General features: G+C 50.4%; 20 protein-coding genes and 1 pseudogene. 11 read left to right on the forward strand and 10 right to left on the reverse strand.

Annotated elements, in window-relative coordinates; genetic code table 11:
• Positions 1-509: 509 nt before the first annotated feature.
• From JOD24_RS12470 to JOD24_RS12490, 5 genes are read right to left on the reverse strand one after another with little or no spacing between them, the layout of a single operon-like run.
• The gene (locus JOD24_RS12470) at positions 510-1,967 is read right to left on the reverse strand and encodes a sensor histidine kinase (protein ID WP_429247009.1); all 1,458 of its coding nucleotides are present in this window, start codon (positions 1,965-1,967) and stop codon (positions 510-512) included.
• Positions 1,952-2,632, reverse strand: coding sequence for a response regulator transcription factor (locus JOD24_RS12475; protein WP_380164330.1), 681 nt, complete (start codon positions 2,630-2,632; stop codon positions 1,952-1,954). The genes JOD24_RS12470 and JOD24_RS12475 overlap by 16 nt, the downstream gene beginning before the upstream one ends.
• 12 nt (positions 2,633-2,644) lie before the next feature.
• Complete coding sequence (locus JOD24_RS12480) at positions 2,645-3,415, reverse strand: ABC transporter permease (RefSeq protein ID WP_429247010.1); 771 nt, start codon at positions 3,413-3,415, stop codon at positions 2,645-2,647.
• Between the two features lie 11 nt (positions 3,416-3,426).
• Positions 3,427-4,254, reverse strand: a complete 828-nt coding sequence (locus JOD24_RS12485; protein WP_429247011.1) for an ABC transporter permease — start codon at positions 4,252-4,254, stop codon at positions 3,427-3,429.
• Positions 4,251-4,982: an ABC transporter ATP-binding protein gene (locus JOD24_RS12490; protein WP_429247012.1), complete on the reverse strand. Its 732-nt coding sequence runs from the start codon at positions 4,980-4,982 to the stop codon at positions 4,251-4,253. Before JOD24_RS12490 ends, JOD24_RS12485 begins: the two co-directional genes overlap by 4 nt.
• A gap of 158 nt (positions 4,983-5,140) precedes the next feature.
• On the opposite strand from JOD24_RS12490, the gene JOD24_RS12495 reads away from it, so the two are divergent.
• The 4 genes from JOD24_RS12495 to JOD24_RS12510 all read left to right on the forward strand — a co-directional run bounded on the left by JOD24_RS12495 (position 5,141) and on the right by JOD24_RS12510 (position 9,038).
• Positions 5,141-5,755, forward strand: coding sequence for a PH domain-containing protein (locus JOD24_RS12495; protein WP_380164338.1), 615 nt, complete (start codon positions 5,141-5,143; stop codon positions 5,753-5,755).
• 147 nt (positions 5,756-5,902) lie between these two features.
• Positions 5,903-6,613: a 2,3,4,5-tetrahydropyridine-2,6-dicarboxylate N-acetyltransferase gene (dapD, locus tag JOD24_RS12500; protein WP_380164340.1), complete on the forward strand. Its 711-nt coding sequence runs from the start codon at positions 5,903-5,905 to the stop codon at positions 6,611-6,613.
• A gap of 71 nt (positions 6,614-6,684) precedes the next feature.
• Positions 6,685-7,887 (forward strand): aspartate aminotransferase family protein, encoded by a 1,203-nt coding sequence (locus JOD24_RS12505; protein WP_429247013.1) that lies wholly within the window; start codon positions 6,685-6,687, stop codon positions 7,885-7,887.
• Between the two features lie 17 nt (positions 7,888-7,904).
• Positions 7,905-9,038, forward strand: a complete 1,134-nt coding sequence (locus JOD24_RS12510; protein ID WP_380164344.1) for an N-acetyldiaminopimelate deacetylase — start codon at positions 7,905-7,907, stop codon at positions 9,036-9,038.
• A 146-nt stretch (positions 9,039-9,184) separates the two neighbouring features.
• Here the strand turns inward: JOD24_RS12510 and JOD24_RS12515 are convergent, their stop codons facing one another.
• Together JOD24_RS12515 and JOD24_RS12520 are read right to left on the reverse strand one after the other, a co-directional pair.
• Positions 9,185-9,832 (reverse strand): DUF2306 domain-containing protein, encoded by a 648-nt coding sequence (locus JOD24_RS12515; RefSeq protein ID WP_380164346.1) that lies wholly within the window; start codon positions 9,830-9,832, stop codon positions 9,185-9,187.
• 52 nt (positions 9,833-9,884) lie between these two features.
• Complete coding sequence (locus JOD24_RS12520) at positions 9,885-10,919, reverse strand: DJ-1/PfpI family protein (protein WP_380164348.1); 1,035 nt, start codon at positions 10,917-10,919, stop codon at positions 9,885-9,887.
• Positions 10,920-11,095: 176 nt separating this feature from the next.
• On the opposite strand from JOD24_RS12520, the gene JOD24_RS12525 reads away from it, so the two are divergent.
• The 7 genes from JOD24_RS12525 (at position 11,096) to JOD24_RS12555 (ending at position 17,744) form a co-directional block, all read left to right on the forward strand.
• Complete coding sequence (locus tag JOD24_RS12525) at positions 11,096-11,785, forward strand: response regulator transcription factor (RefSeq protein WP_380164350.1); 690 nt, start codon at positions 11,096-11,098, stop codon at positions 11,783-11,785.
• Positions 11,782-13,113 carry a sensor histidine kinase gene (locus JOD24_RS12530; RefSeq protein ID WP_380164352.1) on the forward strand — a complete coding sequence of 444 codons (1,332 nt, stop codon included), beginning with the start codon at positions 11,782-11,784 and terminating at the stop codon, positions 13,111-13,113. Before JOD24_RS12525 ends, JOD24_RS12530 begins: the two co-directional genes overlap by 4 nt.
• Positions 13,114-13,462: 349 nt before the next feature.
• The gene (locus JOD24_RS12535) at positions 13,463-14,098 is read left to right on the forward strand and encodes a lysoplasmalogenase (protein ID WP_429247014.1); all 636 of its coding nucleotides are present in this window, start codon (positions 13,463-13,465) and stop codon (positions 14,096-14,098) included.
• A gap of 228 nt (positions 14,099-14,326) precedes the next feature.
• The gene (locus JOD24_RS12540) at positions 14,327-14,785 is read left to right on the forward strand and encodes a MarR family winged helix-turn-helix transcriptional regulator (protein WP_380164356.1); all 459 of its coding nucleotides are present in this window, start codon (positions 14,327-14,329) and stop codon (positions 14,783-14,785) included.
• On the forward strand, positions 14,782-15,462 hold the full coding sequence (locus JOD24_RS12545; RefSeq protein ID WP_380164358.1) for an HlyD family secretion protein: 681 nt from the start codon (positions 14,782-14,784) through the stop codon (positions 15,460-15,462). Before JOD24_RS12540 ends, JOD24_RS12545 begins: the two co-directional genes overlap by 4 nt.
• A gap of 17 nt (positions 15,463-15,479) precedes the next feature.
• Positions 15,480-16,118 carry a biotin/lipoyl-containing protein gene (locus JOD24_RS12550; protein WP_380164360.1) on the forward strand — a complete coding sequence of 213 codons (639 nt, stop codon included), beginning with the start codon at positions 15,480-15,482 and terminating at the stop codon, positions 16,116-16,118.
• Between the two features lie 39 nt (positions 16,119-16,157).
• Entirely contained in the window at positions 16,158-17,744 is a 1,587-nt protein-coding gene (locus JOD24_RS12555) for a DHA2 family efflux MFS transporter permease subunit (RefSeq protein ID WP_429247015.1), read from the forward strand.
• Positions 17,745-17,885: 141 nt separating this feature from the next.
• On the opposite strand, the pseudogene JOD24_RS12560 reads toward JOD24_RS12555, so the two are convergent.
• From JOD24_RS12560 to bchH, 3 genes and pseudogenes are all read right to left on the reverse strand, one after another.
• Positions 17,886-19,130, reverse strand: a pseudogene (locus tag JOD24_RS12560) (glycoside hydrolase family 18 protein); the annotation flags it as partial.
• A 423-nt stretch (positions 19,131-19,553) separates the two neighbouring features.
• Positions 19,554-20,429 (reverse strand): aminoglycoside 6-adenylyltransferase, encoded by an 876-nt coding sequence (locus tag JOD24_RS12565; protein WP_429247016.1) that lies wholly within the window; start codon positions 20,427-20,429, stop codon positions 19,554-19,556.
• 341 nt (positions 20,430-20,770) lie between these two features.
• Complete coding sequence (gene bchH, locus JOD24_RS12570) at positions 20,771-24,469, reverse strand: magnesium chelatase subunit H (protein WP_429247017.1); 3,699 nt, start codon at positions 24,467-24,469, stop codon at positions 20,771-20,773.
• Positions 24,470-24,476: the final 7 nt, after the last annotated feature.

A 24,476-nucleotide genomic window follows, 5' to 3' on the forward strand; every position in this document is an offset into this window, starting at 1 on the left:
AGTCACTTCACATCAAAAAAAAGAATCCCCGCAACCATTTCAGGAATTCAGAATTGATTCATGGGTTGCTGGGGAAATTTCCGTATATATCTAATTTCAGAGCTGTTGATTAACCACAAAGTGGATGATGGAGACGAAACGATCCTTTCGCTCTTCCCATTGCCCCCCATCGTAAAACATCGCTTGAGGGGACGGGGAGGGGGGACGGCTACGATCTCTTGCAAAGGCTCTTCACCGTCCCACCACCCTGACCTTATTTCCTGCCTAAAATAGGGCGAATCAACACGCCTGATCTAATTTATACCCCTTCTCTGTCCACCTCCTAAATCCAAAAATGGAAACAGAGGCCCTTCTCCTGGCGCATTGCCAGCAGAGATTCCGCTAGGGTGACTTTCCGCTAGGGTTTTAGGCCGATCGCTTTTTCCATTTGTCCACGAGCTTCAGAAATAGTTCACCCACGAGAACCAGCACAAGAGACAAAATAGAGTCATTCACAATCCTGTCTAAATCTACATCCCTTCTTTGTCCAACTCCTGAATCCAAAAACGGAAACAAGCGCCTCCTCCCGGTGCATTGCCAGCGGAGATTCCGCCATGGTGTCTTTCTACCAGGGTTTTGACGATATACATACCGAGACCCGCATGGCCTTGATCCGGCGAACTGGCCCGATCCCCTCGATAAAATTTATCAAACAAGAAACGAAGATCCTTTTCCGACAAGCCCGAACCGGAATCGATCATCTCCATTTCCAGACTTTCCTCCTTCACTACCGCCCGCCATATTACCTCGCCTCCTGCAGGGGTGTACCGCATGGCGTTGGCCATCAGATTGTCCAGCACTTGGGACAAACGTTGTTCATCCAGATTGAGAAAGCGTGGCTGCCTCCGTTCATCCCGGAACTCCGTCTGTAGCCGAATCCCTTTTCCCCCACACAGAGTGGCGTATTCATCGCGTTTCTGTTCCAGAAAGGGAATCACATCCACCGGGCCCGCGCGCAGGATAAATGTGGGTAACTCCAGACGAGTCGCTTCCTGCATCTCTTCCAGCAATTGGATCGCTCGATCGGCGTTTGATCGAATCGTCTCCGCATACCGGCGACTCCGCTCTCCATGAACCCCCGGCTTGGACAACTGTTCTGCATGACCTTGAATCAACGTCAAGGGAGTGAACAGATCGTGGGCGATGGCGGCCACCATTTCCCGGCGGGATTGTTCGATACGCCATTGCTTTTCCAAGGAGGAACGGAGAGCAGAACGCATCCTCTCAAAAGCGGTACCGATGGCTGCCAACTCCCGGGAGCCGCCTACCTGTCCCAGAGAAAAATCAAGATCTGATTTCTCTATTTTTTCTGCTGCTTCCATGAGCTGGTGGACGGCAGGAGTCAGCCTTTTCTCCAATCTCCGTCCGAACAGAAATGTAAAGGCTGCGAGGCAGACAAAAGGAACCGCCATAAATATCCCTGTAAAAGCGATGGTGTAAGGCCTTTTGCCAGGGTTGCTTCCCTCCAAGGATAAGGGATAGCGCAGGATCAACACCCCTTGTAGCCCTTCTCTGGAATCCATCAGTGGAGAAGTTACATAGATATTCTCGTCCCTTTGATCAGACCGGTTGAGGTTGCGGATCAGTTCCCCCTTCCGTGGAACTTCCTCCTTGGACAAGGTGCCGTAACCGGATCCTCCTGTCAGAGGCACCACCCGATACCGAATTCCTTCATGGGGAATCACCTCTTCCAGCCGGGAACGCAACGCCGGATCGAGGAGAGCCGCCCCTTCCTGATCCGCCCTCTGCAAGATCGACGGGATTTTTTTCTCATAGTGGTTAACCGGCTGAAACAGTCGGGTCACGATGAAAAAAAAGCCCGCCCACAAAATCAGGGAGGCCAGGGCACTCAGTAGGAGAATCCACAGCGCCTGGGTGATAAACTGCCTCCGGAAGGGCATGGGGGCGCCTATCACCTTTTTTCCCATCGATAACCGATCCCCCAGACAGTAGAGATATAGGGAGTCAACGGGTCCACGGCGGCTAGCTTCGCCCGAATCTTTTTGATGTGTTCTGTCACCGTAGCCTCAGATCCTTCTCCAAAACCCCACACCCCTTCATAGATTTGCTCCCTGGAAAAGACCTGCCCCGCATGCATCGCCAGAAAACGGATCACCTCAAATTCCTTGGCCGTCATCGAGATCTTCCGATTCTCGTAACTCACCTCACAAGCTTTTAAGTCGATCACCAGCCGCCCGAAGCGGAGCACCGTCTTCTCCAAGTCAGGGGAACGCAATTCCCGTCGCAGGTGGGCGGCCACCCGGGCCACCAATTCCTCCAGACTGAAGGGTTTGGTTATATAATCATCGCCGCCTGCAGCCAGCCCTTCGATCCGATCTTCCACCTCCCGGCGGGCGCTCAAAAACAGGATCGGGCAGGAGACGGAATCTCGGATCCATCGGCACACCTGGATTCCGTCCAATCCAGGCATCATGATGTCCAGTAGGATTAAATCCGGTTTTCGGTCCAGCAGGTTCCATACACTCTCGCTGTCAGTAGCTGTCAGTACCTGATATCCTTCGTCTTCTAGTGCCTCCCGGATCATGGACACCATCGCCTGTTCATCATCCACCACCAGAATGATCTCCCCCATCCTCCTCCCCCTTCACCCTTTGAAATCCCGTCGCGTCCAAATCAGAAAACTGAGAGCCCAACTGATAATCCCCCAGCCCAGAGCCAACCCGATAAAATCGGCTTCTGGATGGGATGCCAACTGTTTGAAGATCGAATCCGAACCCCCTAATAAAAATTCCATCTCTTCGGAAACATAGATCCCACCGATCAGAAATGCGATCACCCCGACGTAGGTGAAGACCGCATTGGGCATGCAGAGACTGATCAGCTGAGCCACTCCACTCACTGTCACCAGGATCAATAAGCCCAAGGAGTAATATTGCACAATATATCCTATGGCACCTGCAAAACCAAAGGTCTCCGTCTTGTAAAAGGTAGTGGTGTTCACTTCCGGCATCACTCCCATTCCCAACAGGATTCCCGTCCCCATCGTAATCAGAAGCAAGGACGCCATCACCATTCCCTGCACTGTCCACTTCGCTACCCATATCCGCCACCGGGATAGGGGGCGAATCAACGCCATCCGCAACGCCCCGGAGCGAACTTCTCCGTTGAAACTGTCGATCGCCAACAGCGGAACCAGGATGAACACCAGGAAAAAGGAAAGCTCGCGAAATAGGAAGGGGGCCGTATTGAGAGAGTTGAGGTGAACATCATGAGCCGGATCATAAAATGAGATCTTGAATACCGATAAAAACCAACAACTCAGCAATAGCAGCCCCAGGTAGCCAAAGAGCAAGACCTTCGTCTTCTTTCTCGCCCACATCCGTTGCCATTCACTTTGCATGATCCTGATCATCATTTCAATCCTCCTCAGTTCCATTGATCCTGTCTGGAAAACCACAGGTAAGCGGGGGATCCAAATAAACAGGTGTACCCCGCCAGCACTCCGATTAACCAACCGGCCCGCTGCGGTTGATCTGCCAGCAAGTTCACGATTCCTTCCCATTGAATCATTGGAAGGGAGGAGTAATAGAGTTGAAAAAACTGCTCCTCACTGAACCAAGGGCGAAAATAGCCTGCCAGTTCAGGATAAAAAAAAGAAAGGAGGAGAAAGGCCATCCCCGCTCCCAGGGTGCCGGTCACCGTCCGGCACAAGCTTGCCGCCAGTAGGAGAAAACTGGCAAAGGCGACCAATGTGAGAAAGGAGAGGCCATAATATTGAAGGTTATATCCAAACCCTTCCCACAAGCCCACTGGCTCCGCTCGGAAAAAGAGGGGATAGGTGTCCGTATGGGGCAAGAGCCAATACCCGGCCAAATAACTGAACCCCAAAAAAATCAGCATGAGCAACGCCACCGTTCCCAACAACACCCCGACTTTCGCCCACCAGAGCTGGGAAAATGTTCGCACTCGCAACAACACCATCCGCAGCTGTCCCGACCGAATCTCTTCTGTCCAGAGGGTAGCCACCAGGGCCATCAGAATCAGGTTGAACAGAGTCAATAACATCTCCGCCATCGCCAATACCGGAAAGTTGCCAACCACCGCGTATTGAGGCTCCGCAGAAGAAACCCCCTGGTTGGCCCCTTCATAATAGGTTGCAGCCGCGAAAGCCGCTACAGGGAGTCCCCCCACAATTCCCCAGAGAAGTTTTCGTTTCCACAGACGTTTCCATTCCGCTTGCAATAGACGGATCATCCACTCACCAACTCCACAAAAGCTTCTTCCAAATCCCTGGCGGACCTAGACAGATCTTCGGTCTCTCCCTGCCAGACCACCCTTCCCTCCTTAAGCACCACCAACCTTCTACAGATGCGTTGGATCTCATCTAACAAATGGCTGGAGACCAAAAAGGTGATCCCCGCCTCTTGATTCAGCTTCAAAATCAGCTCTCGCAATTGTCGCATCCCGATGGGGTCCAACCCGTTGGCCGGTTCATCCAGAATGATCATCTCTGGATCACCCAGCAGTGCCTGGGCAATCCCCAACCGTTGCTTCATGCCCAAGGAATAGGTTTCCACCTTGTCATCCCCTCGCTTGGACAGATCCACCACCTGTAGCACTTCCTCCACACGGGAGGATATCTTTTTTCTGGGCAGACCCGGATCGAGAAGTGCCAAGTTGCTCAGGTTCTCCCGTCCGCTCATATAGGGGAAAAAGACCGGGTTTTCCACAATCGCCCCAATCTTGCCCAAGGCCTGACCCCGCTCCCTGTGCACCTCCACCTCCGCCACGCGGATCCAGCCCGAGGTAGGGCGGATCAATCCTGTCATCAGCCGGATCAGAGTAGTTTTGCCAGCCCCGTTGGGACCCAATAAACCACAGATTTCCCCGGATGGAACTGTAAAGTCGACCTGGTCCAACAAGGTGCGACCCCGAACTTTTTTGCACAATCCACTCACTTCCAACATCGTTTCCATGCTCATCCCTCCTCACATCTCAATGTAGCAACCCTTTCTAAAGGATTTATAAACAAAAAAAAGTTCCGCTGAACCCTCATAGTCCAGCCGAATCCAACACATTTTGTGATAATATTGAATCGACTTCCCCTTCGGGGAGAATATGACAGAACAGGACTGATTCAATGTTTGGTAAAGTAGCATCCGATGTACTCGGATTGAGCGACATTGGCTCCGTAATCCAACCCCATGATTATGACAAAGTGGATGCAGACGATTATGTATTGCATGAATATGGGGAGAAAATTTTTTTCCTGATCAAATCCAAAGCAGATGAATACTGCTTTACCAACCGAGCCCTCATCCACTTGGACGGAACCAGTGCCACCAACAAAAAGCGCACCCTGCGCCGTTACGACTACTTCAGACACCCGATCTCCCATGTCGTATTGGAAACCGCCGGCACCGTCGACTTGGATGTAGAAATCAAATTCGTCATCGGTCCCCAAGAATATTCCATCGACGTTCATAAAAAGCACCTGGAAGATCTGAAGGATCTCTACAAATCCCTGCTTAAAATCGAGGAAATCACCGCAGAAAACCAGGTATTGATGGATTATGGAAAAGAGAGCCTGCAATTAGCATCGCAAACCTTGAGCCAAGTCCGCAGCCTCGACGGATCCCTGCCTGAGCAATTCAACGAATTGAATCAGAACGCTTTTTCCTGGTTGGCGAACCTTCAAAAACAATATGTGCTCAAAGATTTCGGCTTTATCTTTGAGCGCTTCATCAATCATTGATCCAGCCCGATCCCTGGAAATCGCGAGCTCCTGAGTTTCAGGAGTTTCCAGGATCCTTCGACTGTAGAGATGGACCCGATTATGCTATACTCTTGGTTAAAGTGAACATCGGATCCCGCTCCGAAGACAGAAAGGGTGTTTAAAAAAATGGAAATGATGGATGCCAATCAGATTATTGAATTTATCCGAACCAGCGAGAAGGAAACACCAGTCAAGGTACATATCAAAGGGAATCTTGACGGAATCGACTTCGGAGAGAAAGTCCACGCCTTCATCACGGGAAATGTGGGAGTCCTGTTTGGAGATTGGGGAGAAGTAGAACCGATCTTGGAGACTCACAAAGATCGGATTGAAGACCTGGTGGTAGAAAACGATCGTCGCAATTCTGCCATCCCCCTTCTGGATCTGAAACAGATCCACGCCCGCATCGAACCCGGTGCCATCATCCGGGATCAGGTGGAAATCGGAAAAAATGCGGTGATCATGATGGGCGCCTCCATCAATATCGGAGCCGTCATCGGGGAAGGCACAATGATCGATATGAACGTCGTCGTTGGAGGTCGGGGGACCATCGGCAACAACTGCCACATCGGCGCCGGAGCTGTCATCGCCGGTGTGGTCGAACCTCCATCCGCCCAACCCGTCATCATCGAAGATGATGTCGTCGTCGGAGCCAATGCCGTCATCCTGGAAGGGGTGCGCGTGGGCCAAGGTTCCGTGGTAGCCGCCGGTGCCATTGTAGTGGAGGATGTACCGGCAAACAGCGTCGTAGCCGGTACCCCCGCCCGGGTGATCAAGACCATCGATGAAAAAACCCGCTCCAAAACCGAAATCAAACAGGAATTGCGCCAGCTTTGAATTACCGGGGCCGTCTGCGGGCGGCCCTTCTTTTTACTTCCAGTAAACTCGAAGGTGAGGGAGAGGCCACGATGACCGACTGGCTGGAACTGGACCGACGCTACTTGATGCCCACTTACCATCGGTTGCCCATCGCCATCACTCAGGCGAAGGGCAACTACCTGTACGACACAGAGGGAAAATCCTACCTGGACCTATTCACAGGATTGGCCGTCAACATCCTCGGCCATTCCCACCCGACACTGTTGAAAGCCCTTCATGAGCAAGGCGATCGCTTCCTCCACCTCTCCAACAAATTTCTCAATCCCCCTGCCATCCGTTTGGCACAGCGTCTCAGTGACCACAGCATCCAGGGACAAGTCTTTTTTGTCAACTCCGGGGCGGAAGCGACAGAAGCAGCCGTCAAGCTGGTCCACAAATGGTCTAAGAAACAGGAAGACGGAAAAAATGGATTTGTAGTGATGAAAAAAAGCTTCCATGGACGCACCCTGGGAGCGGTGCGACTCACCCGACAGCCCGGTGTCTATCAAGATTTCCCGCAACCGGAATTCCCGGTCTATGAAGTGGAACCCAACCGGATCGAAGAGCTGCACCAGATCTGTGCGGAGGAGAAGCCGGCAGCCCTGCTGGCGGAACCCATCCTCGGCTCCGGCGGGGTGCAACCCCTGGATCTCAGCTACCTGCAAGAGATGGCCCGCCTCTGCCGGGAACAGGGCATGCTCCTGATCATGGACGAGATCCAGACCGGAGTGGGACGGACCGGAACCCTGTTCGCTTATCAGCAGGCCGGGCTGAAGCCGGATCTGATCCTCTTTGCCAAAGGGGTGGGCGGCGGTCTCCCCCTGGGCGGGATCATCGCCGGCGACAGACTGAAGGACCTCTTTCGACCGGGAGACCACGGCACCACCTTCGCTCCCTCCCCCTTGAGTGCTGCCTTGGGCAACGCCGTCCTCGATGTTCTGTTTGATCAGGGGCAACTGGAACAAGGTAGAGAAAACGCTCAATATCTATGGAAACAACTAGAGGAACTTCAGAATCGTTTTCCTGCAGTAATCGGAGAGATCCGCGGACGGGGAATGATGATCGGGATCGATACCATGCTTACACCAGAGCAAGCGGCCCAGTTACAGCTGGATCTGCTCCAGGACGGTGTATTGATCGATATCACCCAACAGACGATCCTTCGCCTCCTGCCCCCCCTCACCCTAGCCCCGGAGGAGACCGCAAGATTTATGCAAAAGTTGCAATCCAGACTGCAACCCATCTTGACTTAAAGGAGGGAAATGAGTCCATGAACCGCATTCTGCACCCCTTTGTGGAAGTTCGCCGCCAACTTCACCGCATCCCGGAGTTGGGATTTGCCGAATTTAAAACGCAGAGTTTTATTTTGGAGTTTCTGTCTCGCTTCCCCTCCGACAGGCTGGAAGTGAAAACTTGGCGTACCGGGGTGCTGGCCAAGGTGAAGGGGACTCGCCCCCGCCGCACTCTCGCTTGGCGTACCGACATCGACGGCCTGCCCATCGAGGAGGAGACCGGGCTGGACTTCGCCTCGGAACATTCCGGCCGTATGCATGCCTGCGGCCATGATCTGCACATGGCGATCGCTCTGGGAATCCTGCACCACTTTGTGGAACACCCAGTCCGAGAGGATCTCTTGTTTCTGTTTCAACCCGCAGAGGAGGGACCTGGGGGCGCCTGGCCCATGCTACAGAGTGAAGAGTTTCAATCCTGGAAACCGGATCAGATCTTCGGACTTCACATCGGACCCGAATATCCAGTAGGAACTATCGCCACACGACCGGGAATTCTGTTCGCCAATACTTCGGAACTGTATATCGACCTGATCGGAGTGAGCGGCCACGCCTCCTTGCCCCATCGCTCCAATGACATGGTGATCGCCGCCTCTCAGCTGGCGATGCAATTGCAGACGATAATTTCCCGCAACATCGACCCACTGGATGCCGCCATCCTCACCCTGGGCAAGGTAACTATCGGCACCAAACAAAATATCATCCCTGGTCAAGCCCGGCTGGAGGGCACAATCCGCACTTTGTCCATGGACTCCATGGAACAGATTAAAAACCGCATACAGGCCCTGGTCCGTGGAATTGAGACCGGTTTTGCCTGTGAAGCCCACATCGACTGGGGAGCCAACTACTGTCAGGTGGAGAACGAAGAGAGCCTGACTCGAGAATTTATGGACTGGGCTAACAGGGAAGGGGGGGTTCACGTAGTGGAATGTCGGGAAGCGATGGCCGGAGAAGACTTCGGCTACTTCCTGCGAGAGATTCCCGGCATGATGTTCTGGCTAGGCGTCGACAGCCCCCATGGCCTGCATCATCCCTCCCTACTCCCCGACGAAGGGGCGATCCCGACAGCGATCGACCTGATAACCCAGTACCTTACTTGGAAAGCCGACTGTTAACGAGAAAGAGACGGTATATAGCCGTCTCTTTTTCCGTCTACCCGGATAGACACACCTGTTACAACACCGGTGTTCATATCCGCTTCAGACATACACAACGAAACGAAACTCGTCAGCCTCAAGCGATTTTTTGTTGCCTCATTCATTCATGGGATTTTCGCAACCTCTCCAGATGGACCAATCCTTCTGATGAGGATGTGAGGGATTACCAACAGCAACACTATGGAGATGTAAAGGCCAATGGTATAGCTGGTAGCATAATCGAAACCGAATCCCTGATGGAAAAGAGAAGTGATGAGGTGAATCAACAGGTTTGTAAAACAAAAGGCGTAACTTCGGATCATCCAGTTCCGGTGCCGGATCATTCGTTTCTTTTTGATTTGGATGAGCGCCGTAATGGTGATCAGTGGCCATACCATATTCAGCAAATTGAACCCGATACTGCTGATTTTTCCTCCGGTGGCGTAAGGCGCCATATATCCGGAAGTCAGCACAACAAGGAGCACGGACACCATATAGACGTAGCCGTTGATGCGATGGAGCTTGCGGCTTTTTTCAAAAAACCGTTTGGAAAAGTTGAACAGCCCCGACGCCATGGCTATACATGCAAATGCCACATGAACGTACATCACGTTTAACCAGACTGGGAGATTCAACTCGCGCTTAAGTCCGGTTTTATGGCTTAAAAATCCCTCGGCTGCAGGGTCGAACACGAAATTTTTCGCCAAGGCGTAAAGGATAAACAGAATGCTTACACCCGCCAAAAGTCCGTATAATGTTTTCCGTTTCTTCATGTGATCCAACACTCCCGCGGCCCCAAAATTATTACCCATACACCATTCCGGGTCAGGAGACCCGTTTTCCTGTTAATTTGGATGCCGGCAGTATACCTGCTTTGGCGATTCCGGTCATTTGATCACCGTCGGCGGCAACTTCGAATTTCAGATTTAAGCGCATGGGTTTCGTGATTCGAAGCGACCAGGTAAGTTTGTTGTCCCGAAGCACGGGGTTCATCAATTCGACCGTTTCGTCTCCTTGTGTTGCCGTACCTTGGATCATTCCATCACTTGACGCGATCGAGAGCTTGACTTCCAGTTTCCCGACGGGTGTGGCGATGGTCGTATCCCAATCTCCGTCAAAGGCCGATGCCTGTGTGATTTTGTGATCCATGGTGCCGTCATTCGTCGCCGCCAGGTCTGCCGCGATGTTCGGTTCGTCGCCCCGCAATATTTTATCAGTGCCGGGTGCCATTCCGGATTCCCGCCAAACCGTTCCCCTCCGTTCAAATTCGAACAACTCCTCCACCGCGTGTGCTATCCGCGGTCCTAGCTCACGTTCCACCAGGTACAGAGCCACATCGAGTCCCGAAGTTACACCGCCACCGGTCACCAGATTGCCGTCATCCACGATCCGTGCCGGGATGGGAATGGCTCCGGTTGCTCCAAGTAAATCCATGCCCAGATGGTTCGTTACCGCCGGTCTCCCTTCCAACAATCCTCCCATGGCCAGCATCAGAGAACCGCCACATACCGTGGCGACTACGGTATTTTTTTGGCGGAAAGCCTCCGCAACCAAACCTGCCAATTCGGTATTCATGGCTCGGCCTAGAATAGCCGGGATCGTGTTCGGACCCTCTCCTTCAATCTCACCGGATGCACCCGGCACGAGAATGATGCCCCCACGTTCCGGGTCGAGTCTGCCGTCCGCTTCAATTTTCAACCCGTTGATGCCGCTGGGAACGGGCCTCGGCCCTTCGGCGGTGACGAATTCCACTTTTAATGCGTTTTCAGCATTCATGGCGGCGGCGCAAAATACCTCGTATGGTGCAATGGCATCCAGCAAGTCGAAGCCATCAAAAAGCACGATTTGAACTGATAACATCGATAGTTCCCCCTTATCCCAAGTACCGTCCGTGCTCACAATGGAATCATAACCATTGAATATCTCAAAGGAAGTTGTAAAAAGGTCACAAAACAATAAACAATGCATCACAAACCACAAGGTTTCATTTGACCTTGAAGAAAAATGATAAACTAGGAGTTAAAGGTGGGATATTCATGAGTGCAGTAAATACGATCCTCGTTGTAGACGATGACCCAAGTATCGTTGACCTGTTGAGAGATTTTTTGGAGAACGAAAACTTTCGCGTGATCACCGCTTGCGATTCCGCTCAAGCTTGGGCCGTATTTGAACAGAGTACCATCCATTGCATGATTCTGGACATCATGATGCCGGGACAAAACGGGTTTGAGTTATGCCGCCGGATTCGGTCAAAGAGCAACGTTCCGATCCTTTTCTTGAGTGCTCGCAGCGATGATGTAGACAAGATTCGAGGGCTGACCCTCGGTGGCGATGACTATATCGTCAAAACCGCTTCACCTGGAGAGATTATTGCCAGAGTAAAAGCCGTATTGCGGCGTTCCCCTTCCCAGCAACAAATGGAAGAAAGGATCCTAGATTATGGCCGCATCAAGGTCAATCTGTCCACAAGAGAAGTCGTAGTGGAAGAAAAGAAGGTAGTGCTCACACCGAAGGAATATGAGCTGTTGCGATTATTTGCCGAACATCCAAGACATGTTTTTTCATACGAACAATTACTTGCAAAATTTTGGGATGGGGTGGGCGATAAGCATACGATTCGGGTTCATCTCAGTCGGCTTCGCGAGAAAATCGAATCGGATCCAAACCATCCACAACACCTAGTCAATGTATGGGGAGTAGGATATCGCTTTGAGGGGATCAAATGAGGACCATCCGCATTCGCACTTTTACCATGCTTTGTTTTCTCTTTATACTTCAAATGCCATGGCTCTCTTTTGTCACAGCGCACTTTATGGAAACAAATACGCTCAGCTTAGCAAAAAGTCCGCCACAAAATGAGACCCTGCAAAGACATTTGAGCGAGGCGATTCACCTGATCGAAACCAACCCGGACAAATGGAAGGATTCAAATTGGCAAAACCAATTGGATACCCAATTGCAAAAATCGCAGATGGGTGTGGCTATTCGATCTGCGTCAAATCAGGAAATTTTTCAGTCCGACCCGGAGCGCCGTGGCGCCTTGTCGTCAACGGAACAGTTCTCCGTCATCGAAGATGGTCATTTGCTGGGAAGGGTTACTCTTTATCTGCCAAAATCCAATACAGTTCAATGGATTTCGTCCTTTGCCGGACTGCTGCTCGCTTTCTTTGTCGTCGGTATTGAAATGAGACGGTTCCTGCTCAAGCCCCTCGAGAAGATGAGCTTTGCAGCCAGACAAATTGCTTCAGGGGATTGGGAGGTGCAGTACCCCTCGTCCAGAATCACGGAAATCGCCGAAGTACGCGATGGGTTTGAAGTGATGGTGAAGGGACTGCAAAAATCCTATCGGAAACAGGCGGAATTGGAAGAAGACCGTAGATTCATGATTGCCGCTGTCGCACATGATTTACGGACGCCGTTGTTCGCCTTGCGAGGTTATTTGGAGGGTCTGGAACAAGGGATTGCTCAAACACCGGAGAAAACAGCAAAATATTTGAGGGTTTGTAAGGAAAAAACGGCGCAATTGGATCGGCTGGTAGAAGACCTTTTCACATTTACGAAAATGGAGTACTTGGATACGAAATTGAACAACCAGACCGTTGATCTTAAACTCATACTTCAGAAGTCGATTGACAATTTAGACCCGCTGGCCCGACAAAAACATATCTCGATCTCAAACCATTCTGCAGAGGATTGCATCATTAACGGAGACACTCACTTATTGGAGCGCGCCATAAATAATTTGCTGGATAATGCCATCAGACACACACCCACCGATGGTGAAATTGTGGTCCAATGCTATAAAGAGGGCAACAAGGTAAAGTTTACGATCCATGATACAGGCCCAGGCTTCTCCTCGGAAGAACTGCAACGGGTTTTTGAACCCCTATATCGTGGCGAAATCTCCCGAAGTCGATCCACTGGAGGGAGTGGACTGGGGTTAACTATTTCACAAAGAATTATTAGGAAACACAGAGGCGATCTTTATATAAATAGCCATTCAGGGGAGGGAGCCATGCTGACAGGTTGGATCCCTGCAACAGAGCGAACTTAATATCAGTTCCCTCCAAACGATTTCAGTATTAACAGACGTGTTGATTAGCGATATTTTACGATGGGGTCAGTGGGAAGAGCAAAAGGATCGTTTTGTTGGTTAATCAACAGACTTGCAGTATCAAATATTGTTTAGTTGAATCATGACCAGGTCAATCGCGAAGATGCGAGTGAGAACTGCAAAAGAGTCACCTTCAAAAACAGAGGTGACTCTTTTGCATGATCGCCGTCGTGATTCCATCCTTTTCGACAACCTCGAAAAAATAAAAATGCTTGCTCAACCTACAACAAGGGATAGATCCTCAACAGATGGAATACAGGTTAGCAAGAGGAGGAAGGAGGTCATCCGCGTGATTCTATTTCTTTCCATCGTAACCCTTGTCTCCGGACTCGCCTATCTGTGGCTCGCCGTGTACAAAGACCGGCAACTGTGGAAACTTCTTTTGAAGCCGGGAACGATGATCTGGATCATCCTGCTGGCTGTCGTCGGAGTGGTAAAGGAACCTGGAAGCTACGGTTGGCTGATCCTGATCGGCCTTCTGTTTTCCCTCGTCGGGGATTTCTTTCTGATGTTGCCATGGGGTCGGTTCATCCAAGGGCTCTTCTCTTTTTTCTGCGCTCATCTCTGCTATGTCGCTGCGTTCTTCCTCGAAATGAAAAAGAATTCGGGGGGGATCGGAATCACCCTGGCGCTGATCTTACTCGGCGGGGTTGTTTTTTATTTTCTCCGGTCCGGGATCCAGGAAGAGGGTGGGAGAAGATTGCAATGGGCTGTCATCGCCTACATATTGGTGATCTCCCTGATGGTCTGGTCAGCCTGGTTCACCGGTTCATCTTGGATTTTCGCCGGAGCTTTGCTCTTCTATCTCTCCGATGCCATCCTCGGCTGGAACCGGTTTGTTCATCCCTTCCCCCGGGGTGACTTCGGGGTGATGAGCACTTATTTTGCCGCTCAATACCTGTTAGCATTAAGTGTTGGGATTTGATATGATAAGTTGCTTGTACTGATCCCGGTCCCAAACGGCTTCTCCCCGGTCCAAACCGGGGAGAAGCCGTTTGTCTATCCTTATAGTCGAATCAGCTTGAGTGACTAACTAGGAACAAAATCCATACGAAATACGGTTATTGACAATTCATATGCAAAGTATTAATATGTAAATCGTTCTCATGCGTATTATTCGTTATCCGAAATATATCGAAAGATGGTGTCCCTGATGAAAGAAGATCAGATCAACGAGTTGATCTATCTGTTGAGATTGAGTGGACGCACATTTCGACAGCGGGCGTTTTCGGAGGTGAAAAAATATAATCTCACCGTTCCTCAAAGCATCGTGTTGCAAGTCCTCTCCTTTGAAGGAAAGCAACCCCTTGCCGGATTAAGTGAAGAAACGGGGATGTCGACCAGTACCCTCAGCGGGATCGTGGATCGGCTGGAAGGTATGGGGTATGTAAACAGACAGCGGGATCAAGCCGATCGCCGGGTGGTATGGATCGATCTGACTCTAGAGGGAAAATCCTTCGTTAAAAAGGTTCACGCTCTCAATCCCCACTTTCTCAGATCCCAGCTGCTTCGTCTTCCTCCCGAAGACATCCAGTTACTGATTCTGCAACTTCGCAAGTTTATCACAGTTTTGGAGGAAAATGAAACTCCATCGAAAGGAGAGGAATCATGAGGCGTTCTTTCGTATGGGGCTCGATCCTGGCGCTTTTTCTGCTCGCAGGGATCGGCGGTGGTATCTATTACGGATACCAACAGCTGAACTATGTTTCCTCGGACATCGCTCAGGTGAGCGCCCCCAGCACCACCATCACCGCAGACACCACCGGCAGGTTGGACTGGAAGGTTCACAGCGGAGACGTGGTTCAAGCGGACGAGGTGATCGGAAGCCTGTCTCCGATTCCATCCCTATCCGCTGCCCCGTCTCCTTTATCAAGTTCAGGAAAATCCAATCCATCTGGGGGCTCCCCGGACCAGGAAATCAAATCCCCAATCCGTGGAACCATTCTGGAGAGCATTCCGGCTTCCAAAGGGATCACCACCGGTGAAATGCCTTTGGCCATGATCGCGGACCTCTCCAAGCTCCACATCTTAGCTTACGTGGATGAATCCGACATTGCCGAGGTCAAAAAAGGACAGCAGGCAGAGATCCACCTCGACGCCGAACCTGGGATCACCTTCCAAGGAAAGGTGGACCGTATCGGGAACCAAGCCGGTAAACCGGGATCTGATGCTTCCAGCACAGGCAGCACCAAGGAGGTCCAGCGGGTCCCCGTTTATATCGACGTGGATTTCCAGGATCACGAGGTCGTTTATGGCATGAATGCTGTCGTTAAAATACACAAATCTTGACAGGAGTGGAGACACTGATGAAAACCTCACGATTAATCATCTTGAACATCGTGTTGGCCTTGGTCATTGTGGCAGCCGGAATCGGCGGTTACTACTACTACTACCAACAATCCAACTATGTAAAGACCGATGATGCCCGGGTCGAAGGAGAATTGACCCCACTGGTGTCGGAAGTGCCAGGAAAACTGGACAGCTGGAAAGCGAAGGAAGGCACCACTTTCAAAAAAGGGGATGTCATCGGCAAAATCAAGACTGCTGAGGGGCAAACTCTGGAGATCAAAGCCCCTGCAGATGGAACCGTCATTCAGGATAAAGCACAAAAGGGACAAATGGTGACCCCCGGACAACCGATGGGCAACCTGGTCGACCTGAATAATTTATATATCCTCTCTAATATTGAGGAGACCGATTACCAGGATGTGAAAAAGGGAGCCGATGTGAAGATCAAAGTGGATGCTGCTCCCGACCTCACCATTGAAGGGAAAGTGAAGCAACGGGGATTGGCGACGGCTTCCACCTTCTCCATGATGCCACAACAAAATTCCAGCGGCGATTATACCAAAGTGGTCCAGCGCATTCCGGTGAAAATTTCCATGGATTCCTACCCGGACAATCTGGTTCCCGGGATGAATGCCACGATTGAAATCTCCAAATGACGACATGGAAGTCCATTACCCACAGAGAGGAGGGCCATGATGTCATCATCTGACAACAACAGTGATAACATAAAAATCACTCCTTATATCCCTTTGCTAAGCATCTGCATGATGGGAATGTTCTTGGCCATTGTCAACCAGACCGTACTCAATGTGGCCATCCCTCGTATAATCAATGATTTTGGCGTCACAGCCAACACCGCACAATGGCTGGTGACTGGCTACATGCTGGTCAATGGTGTCTTAATCCCCATCTCCGCCTTTTTGATGGAGACCTTTGGCACTCGAAAATTGTTTACATTTTCCCTCCTTCTGTTTACCGTAGGCTCTCTGATCTGCGGAATGTCCCCCAACTTTCCGATCATGTTGGTTGGACGGTTGATTCAAGCCGCCGGAGCCGGGGTGATGATGCCCCTGGTCATGAACTTAATTCTGATCATTTTCCCTCCGGAAATCCGGGGCCGCGGCATGGGGATCCTGGGATTAGGAATGATCTTCGCCCCGGCGGTGGGGCCCACACTGTCAGGTTGGCTCCTGCAGTATTATTCCTGGCGGGTCCTCTTTTACGGCATGTTCGTATTGACTGTAGTAGTCACCATCCTGGCTTTTCTCCTCGTGCGGGACATCGGCAAATTGCGAAAACCCCCCGTGGATTTGTATGGGATGATCACCTCCGTGATCGGGTTTGGCGCCGTCTTGTATGGGATCAGTGAAGCAGGCTCCCAAGGCTGGAGCAGTCCGGCGGTGGTTGTCAGTTTAGTTCTAGGGATTTTTTCCTTGATTCTGTTTATACATCGCCAATTGCAACAGGAAGATCCTTTGCTGAACTTCCGGGTGTTTAAATATGATATGTTCACATTGACTACCGTAATCAATGCCATCATCACCCTGGCCATGTTCGCCGGTATGTTCCTGTTGCCGATCTATCTGCAAAACCTACGGGGCTTCACCCCTCTGGAATCAGGGATTCTGATGTTGCCCGGTGCCTTGATCATGGGGATCATGTCTCCTATCTCCGGCTTTATGTTTGATCGAATCGGGCCACGTCCCCTGGCCATTGTGGGACTGACAATTACCGGAATCACCACTTGGGAGTTGACCCAACTCACACTGGAGACGAGCTACACCTCAGTGATTTGGATCTATACGATTCGCTCCCTGGGCATGTCCCTGTTGATGATGCCGATTATGACGGCAGGCTTGAATCAATTGCCAGAGCATCTGAACAGTCATGGCAATGCGATGAGCAACACGATTCGCCAAATGGCCGGTTCCATGGGAACGGCCCTGCTCACCACGATCTACACCAATCGGATGGGTGCGCATCTAGCCCATCGCAGCGAGGAAATGAATCTGTTCAATTCGGGCTTCGCCCAGTCCTTTCAGGAAGGGGCCGCCAAACTTTCCGAGGCGATGGGCGTCCCCCTGGCTCAAGCCCAAGAGCTTTTCTCCAGCATGCTGTTCGGGGAAGCGAGCAAGCAGGCCGCTGTCTCTGGCATCAATGACGCCTTTGTCTGGGCTGTAGCCTTCATATGCATCGGTTTCGTTCTCTGTCTGTTCGTGCGTGATGTTCGCAAGGATGGGAAAAAATTAAAACCCCTGCCTCAGACAACTGCAGAAAATTGAGCCCATCCCCCGAAGCAAGACTTCGGGGGATTTTTCTTTGAAGAGGATTTGTATAGATGTACTGTAGCTTCAACACACAAAAACACCGGGCTGTATACGCCCGGTGTTTGGTATCCATTTCGATTTTCAACTTTACTTAAAATCGTTGTACACTTTATTCAACAAGGTCCCGTTTCGATCGGAGCTCAACTCCCAAAACATCGCTCCTGCCAACCCTTTGGATTTGATGTAATCGGTTTTATACCCGATGGATTCCATGTCATCATAGGAGATGAAGGTTTGGGTTGTGGGATTGTACAAATAGGGAACTTTGGCCTGGTCATTCCAGTGACGGGTGTATCCGTTCTTATCGATATAATCCTTCTCCAAGTGGGAAAAGTCGAAGACTCCCTCTTCCCACGTCCCCTCTGACGGTCCGGAACAGTTCTGATACAGGCCGTGATCCGCCCCCCCACATCCCGTCCATCCCCGTCCGTAAAAAGGCATGCCCAAAACCAACTTATCCTTGGGAACACCTGCGTTCAAGTGACCTTCCACGGCAGCATCCACGTGGAAGGAGTTCGCATTGGGAGAGGGATCTTTTGGATCCAAGTAAAGTGGCGCATTGTTACCGCTGGTACTCTCCCAGCCTCCGTGGAAATCATAGGTCATGATATTGATCCAATCCAGTTGAGCTTGGACTTGATCCAATTCCGTATTTTTCACATAGTCAGGACTGGCTCCCGATGCGATGGTCAGCAGGTACTTCTTTCCGTCTTGATTCCCGGCTTCGTCCAATTTCTGCCTCACCTTTTGCAACAGGAGGGTAAAGTTTTGTTTATCCTCCGGACGTCCGTCCACCTCACCGCCTGCCACCGGGTACTCCCAATCCAGGTCCACGCCGTCAAACCCCCACTCTCGGATAAAGCGCACCGCACTGTCGGCAAATTTGTTCCGAGAAGCATCCGTCAGGGCCGCATCGGAGAAGTTATTGGACCAGGTCCACCCTCCCACCGAAATCAATGTTTTCAAATGAGGATGTTTTTCCTTCAATTTGTTTAACTGATTGAAGTTTCCCCGTTTGCATCCCGGTTCCCAACAATCACCCGGAAATGCCTTCTCCGTATCTGCATACTCATCCCCTACCACCACTTCTCCATTGGCGATATTGGCAAAAGCATAGTTGATGTGGGTGATCTTTTCCCCATCGATATCCGCCACTTGAAAGTCGCGGTCATGGGTGGCCCAACTGGGGTAATAAGCGATTACCTTGCGATCCAACTGCGCATTTGCGTGATCCGATGCGGAAGCATCCACTGGTAAACCCGAATATAACGTAACCGAAAGCAACAAGGTCAAACCGAGAGTGAGCACTTTGAACGACACACTTCGTTTGGAGGACACCATCCAACACTCCTTTATCCATGTGTGTATTTCAAAAAACTCCACCCCCTGATCAGGGGCAATATAAATTACATTCGAGAATGATTGCGAATAATCCTTCTATTTAGAAAATATCTAGTCCCATTGAAAAAAACTGTTGCACAATTAAAGTGGAGGTGGGATTTAATCAGGGAATGATTCGCGATCATCGATCCGTTTTCGGAAACCGAAGGGTTTTCTGAGCAGTTTAGTGGTCTCTAGAAGCGTTGTGAAAAAATTGCCACAAGAGCGCCTGTGCCTCGTCAGAACTTGGGTGCCGACATGTGAAACCTCATCCCGTTCAACTCAGAATCTGGCTGATTAAAAAAAGCAGCAAAGGAACACCTGAAGCTTGAAACTCAAATGTCCCTTTGCCGCGATATTTTCATTCCGATCGTTTTGCTGATTTTACAAGAGGATTTTGCTGGCTCCTGGCTTCAACTGTTGTACCCGCCTCAAGTACGCGGTAACATTGCGATCCTCCTCCAGCGGGTACTCGTAATGGAACCATTCCGCCACTTCCTTCGATGTCTGGCGGAATAAATCTAATGTGGCGAACAACGCTTGCCACACTTCGCCGTATGTTCCGCCTGGATAAGTAGTCATCAGTGCTTGCCAGATCGGCTTGGGTAAGTACTTTTCCAAATATTTTCCGTTTTTCCCGGTACTGAGCGAAAAGTCCGTGTCGATCCCCACCTTCCATTCCAGCATCTGCATCCCCATCGGTCGGACATACATATTCAAATGGTCCATTGCATAAGTGATTTCTTGTCGCCACAACCCCTTGGCCACATAGGTGGATACCCACCAAAACTCATTGCAACAATCGGCGTACATCGCTGCGGATGGACGCTTGACCCAGTAATCTTGATCCGTTGGCTCCGGGAGCTTCGGGAGGGCGTGATCCTTATCCAGCAACACCACAGACAGTTTGTCACCGCGATTCCAATCCTCTTTTTTCTCGATGGGACAAAGGGTGAGATCGATCCGATTGCCATCTGCAAACAACATCAAATATGAGAAATTTCCATCCAAATCAGGAGGGAATAGCTCCATATCTTCCGGCGTTTGCATGATGATCCGGCTGCCAAAGCAGTTGATCCAGTCTGGATCTTCGATCAAAGAATTCATGTCCGTAACCAAAAACACGATGTCAAAATCCTGAAACAGATCTTTTGGAGCACGAGGATTCGTCCGTGACCCGTTCATCCCGACAGCCCGGACTCGCTCATCCTTTCTGGTGTAGTCTAAAATCAACTCCATCATCTCTTGTTCGCTTCTCATCTTGGCTTCAACCTCCCATATTTTTATATCCCGGTATTTATTAGATGGAAGGTGGCCCGCGAATGGGTATGAAGCCAGATTTTTTTCTTGAAAAGGGTTACAGGTGATCCAACAGGATTTTCATCCGTCTTCTCCTTCTCCTGAATTCTGTGGTTAAATTATATCAGAACAGGGCTGTTGATGAACCATAAAGTGGATGATGGGAACGAAACGACCCTTTCCCTCTTCCCATTGCCCCCCATCGTAAAATATGGCTTGAGGGGACGGGGAGGGTAGGAGGGCTACGATCTCTTGCAAAGAGTGCACAACCTACCTTTATGGATATGAAAACCGCTTCCTGATTACTCCTCGATATGACTTTCCAATTCCATGTATTTTTGTTGAAGCTGTTCCAGTTGATCATCCGTTGCTTCCCAATATTGGCGTTGGTGACACTCCAACAACGTTTCAATCATTTCGTGATAAGCAAAGCGGTTGTTCGCTTCCATCTGCTTACTACGCTCCTCATCTGCGACGTACGTCTCGTGTAACGCTGAGAAGACCCAGTTCTCCACTTGGTTTGTCGTCGCTGCAATTCCGAGTATATTTTCAAACCGCTGCGCGATCTTCTGTGCCCCATGGTGCGGATGCTCCAGTAAAGCATCGATCCACTTTGGATTGAGCAAACGGGTACGCACGCCACGGTTGATGGATTGTCCGGCTTCTTCGGTCAGGATCGTTTCACTTGTCGTATCTGTAATATACACCTCCGGTTTCTTCCCCTTCACCACTTCGATTGATTTGGAAAAACCGCCGAAAAAACTATAGTAGTCATCCAAATCAATCAGTTCATACTCATGATTGCTTCTGAGCTGTGATACGATGTCCACCGCCTCCAGATGGGCGTCCAACAATTGCTCCATTTCCTGTCCGTGGTAGTTGCTACTATATACATAGCGGGTGTGCCTTTTGTACATCTCGCCAAGTTGTGCCTCGTCAGACCAATTTTTTGTTTCGATCAGTTTAGAGACGCCTGTACCGTATTCGCCTTCAGGAGGACCAAATATTCTTGCGCAGGCAAGATCCCTGGCCTTCTCTTGGGAGTATCCTTCATCTCGTAATTTTGTGTACAGTCTGTTCGTCTGACCTTTGAAATAATTGTCTTCCTCCGGCTCATCCAGCAACGCAATTCGCTTAAAGAGCTCATGCAGATCTTCGATGACGTTGGGAAACATATCTCGGAAAATGCCAGAAATATTTACGACGACATTCAAGCGGGGACGTTGCAACTGGTTCATGGGAATAATGTCATACACCCTGCGAAAGTCACTCGGTTTCGGAGCGAGGCGAGCCCCTAAGTAGTATAATATTTGGCCGATGGTTTCCCCACGTGTACGAGCTGTCTCCATTCCCCACATCACCACAGCCGTCGTCTCCGGATAATTCCCCGTCTGTGAACGATAAAGCTCCACGGTACGCTTCGCGATCTCCGCGCCGCGCTCGATTGCCGATGGACTGGGTACCTCCCGTGGGTCCAACTGGTACATATTTTTCCCCGTTGGCAATATTTCCGGGGAGCGGATGACATCACCGGCCAATTTTGCCGGGATATACTTCCCGTTCAACCCATGTAAAAGTGTATCCATTTCTTCGTTATGCAAGGTTGCTTCACAGGCGCGCTTGCCAAAGGACAATGTCTGCTCAAACAGACCTCTGAGATCACTGTTCACATCCGGTATTTTGCCGGATTCCACATAAAGCTCCACTGCGCGAGCGGCCAAGTCATCCAATTTAGCCAACTGTTCAGTGTCATGGTCCGCAAGTAAGCGATCGTAATCCCATCCTTCCACATACGCAAATAAGCGACGTAAAGACTGCGCTTCCGCTCGGTCGTGCCGCAATACAAATATCATGTGTTTAACGGCATCTTCCTTAGAGAATCCTTGTCCAAGCACGTGCAGCCCATGAGGAATGAGGGAGCGATTGAGCCGGTACAATTCGGCTTCAACATCGTCAAGCTTTGTACTATTTAACTTCAGTTGCGAAGCGATTGCTTGCATTTGTGCCCAAATATGCGGACAGCGTTCCGGGTCCAATTGCTTCGCTTCGCGGTATTCGTGGAGAAGCTTATTTAGATGGTCATAGTCACCATACAGTCCCCCTTCAGCAAATGGAGGAGCTTGGTAACTGATTAACGTGGCGTGAGAACGCCGTTTGGCAATCATCCCTTCAGAGGCGTTACCGACATAGTAATAGTACAAATGCGGAACATCTCCGATAAACTGATCAGGGAAACAATCGGCGGACATTCCTGTTTCTTTGCCTGGTAAAAATTCAAGAGTCCCATGAGTGCCAACGTGTATGATCGCGTCAGCGGCAAATTGTTCACGCACCCATTTGTAAAAAGCGGCGTATTGGTGAGGCGGAGGCAGTTGATGATCGTGATACACTTTTTCCGGCTGTTCATGAATGCCGCGAGTCGGCTGTAAACCGATAAACACATTGCCGCTTATGAAACCCGGGATGAGAAACTGTTCTCCTTCAGTCATCACAGTTCCCGGTTCCGTTCCCCACTGGGAAACCACCTCTTTACGCCAACTTTTCATGGCTAATTCCCGGATATAGTCCGTTGAATCATACCGAATCAGGTTCGTTGTGGATAGATCATCGATCCATTTGCCCGAATTCACCAGTTGCCCCTGGATTAATTGATCCCGCAACTGATCAGCGGAATACGCGTCGACTTGATACCCTGCTTGTTTCAACTCTGTGAGTAAACGTGAGACCGATGCAAAAGTGTCTAAAAATGAGCCGCCGAATACATTTCCTTCTCCCGGAGGGTAATCGTAACCGATCAGTGCAATTCTTTTTTCAGCATTCTTTTTTTGCTGAAGAGAGAGCCATTTTTCAATGCGAGCGATAAGAAGATCGACTCGCTCCTCTATAAGCTCAAGTTCCTTGAATCCGATCTGGTAGTTCGGGTCAAACCCTTTGGGTTGAATAGCAGCAACGGGGTAGGTTTCAATATTGCCGTCCAATTCCGGCAACACCACATGAACCAGGAAATCTGAGGGTGGTAGACCGCTTGCTTGCTCCCAGTCCTCTTTTTCTACTCGGGAGAGGAAGAAGGGATGTAAAACAGGAACGTCCAGTTGTTCCAAGATATTTACCGCACTTTGTTTCCCGTGGCCTCTCGGCCCCATACCCAAGCGGAAGCCTAGAAAGTTCACAATGAGATTCACCCGGTAGCCCGGCTGTTGCAATAATTCTTGTAATCGCTTCGTATCCACTTGCATTGTGCTCGTGAAGCCGATGGGCAACACATTGGCGATCGGTCTGATTTTACGGGCAATCTCCGCGACGACCCCCGATGTCGCAACACGCGAATTGTACGCTAAGTAAAATACAGCCACCACCGGTTTGTTCGCCTCGAAATGCGTATCGTCAGCATATGCTTCTACACTGTCGTAGAATCGCTTGCTGTCCGGATCGATAATTCCCAACCCTTCGTATTCTGTAGGCTTTGCCGGCGCAGGGAAATCAATATTTCCGTATGTACGCCCGAGAAAGTAGATCAGTTGTTGCCAATTGAAGATACCCGATGCTTTCCAGTAGGCAACAATTTCCTCGTAATGGCTCAAAGCGCGTTTCTTTTCAGCGATCTGGGCAGCAGATAGGTGCACCCCTGCAGGCTCGCATAATGTAAGCTTTTGCGTCTGGTAATCATTCATGATTTCCCAGCCGCGTAACGGACCCAACTTGACATACTTTTGAAGATGGGATCCGTTTAACATGAACGAGACTTGGTTCATTCCGTACGTACTGCACCTCTCTGCCATTTGATCGATCGTTGCTTCTTCTGCTCCGTGGGGATCGTAAAGGAAAAAGTCTGCTGTTTGCGCCGCCTGCGCAAAACGTTCCCATTCTCCTTCAGATAAGGCATGTTCAATATTAAATAGCGAGATACTGAACTGTTCCCTTTGTTCCACAGACAACTGTTGATGAGCCGTTGCGATATTCGATAATGTCGAGTAAGATGTCGTGGCTACGATCAGATGCATATATGCA

Origin of the sequence: Kroppenstedtia sanguinis, assembly GCF_050433445.1 — a bacterium.
Classification (GTDB): Bacteria; Bacillota; Bacilli; order Thermoactinomycetales; family DSM-45169; genus Kroppenstedtia; species Kroppenstedtia sanguinis.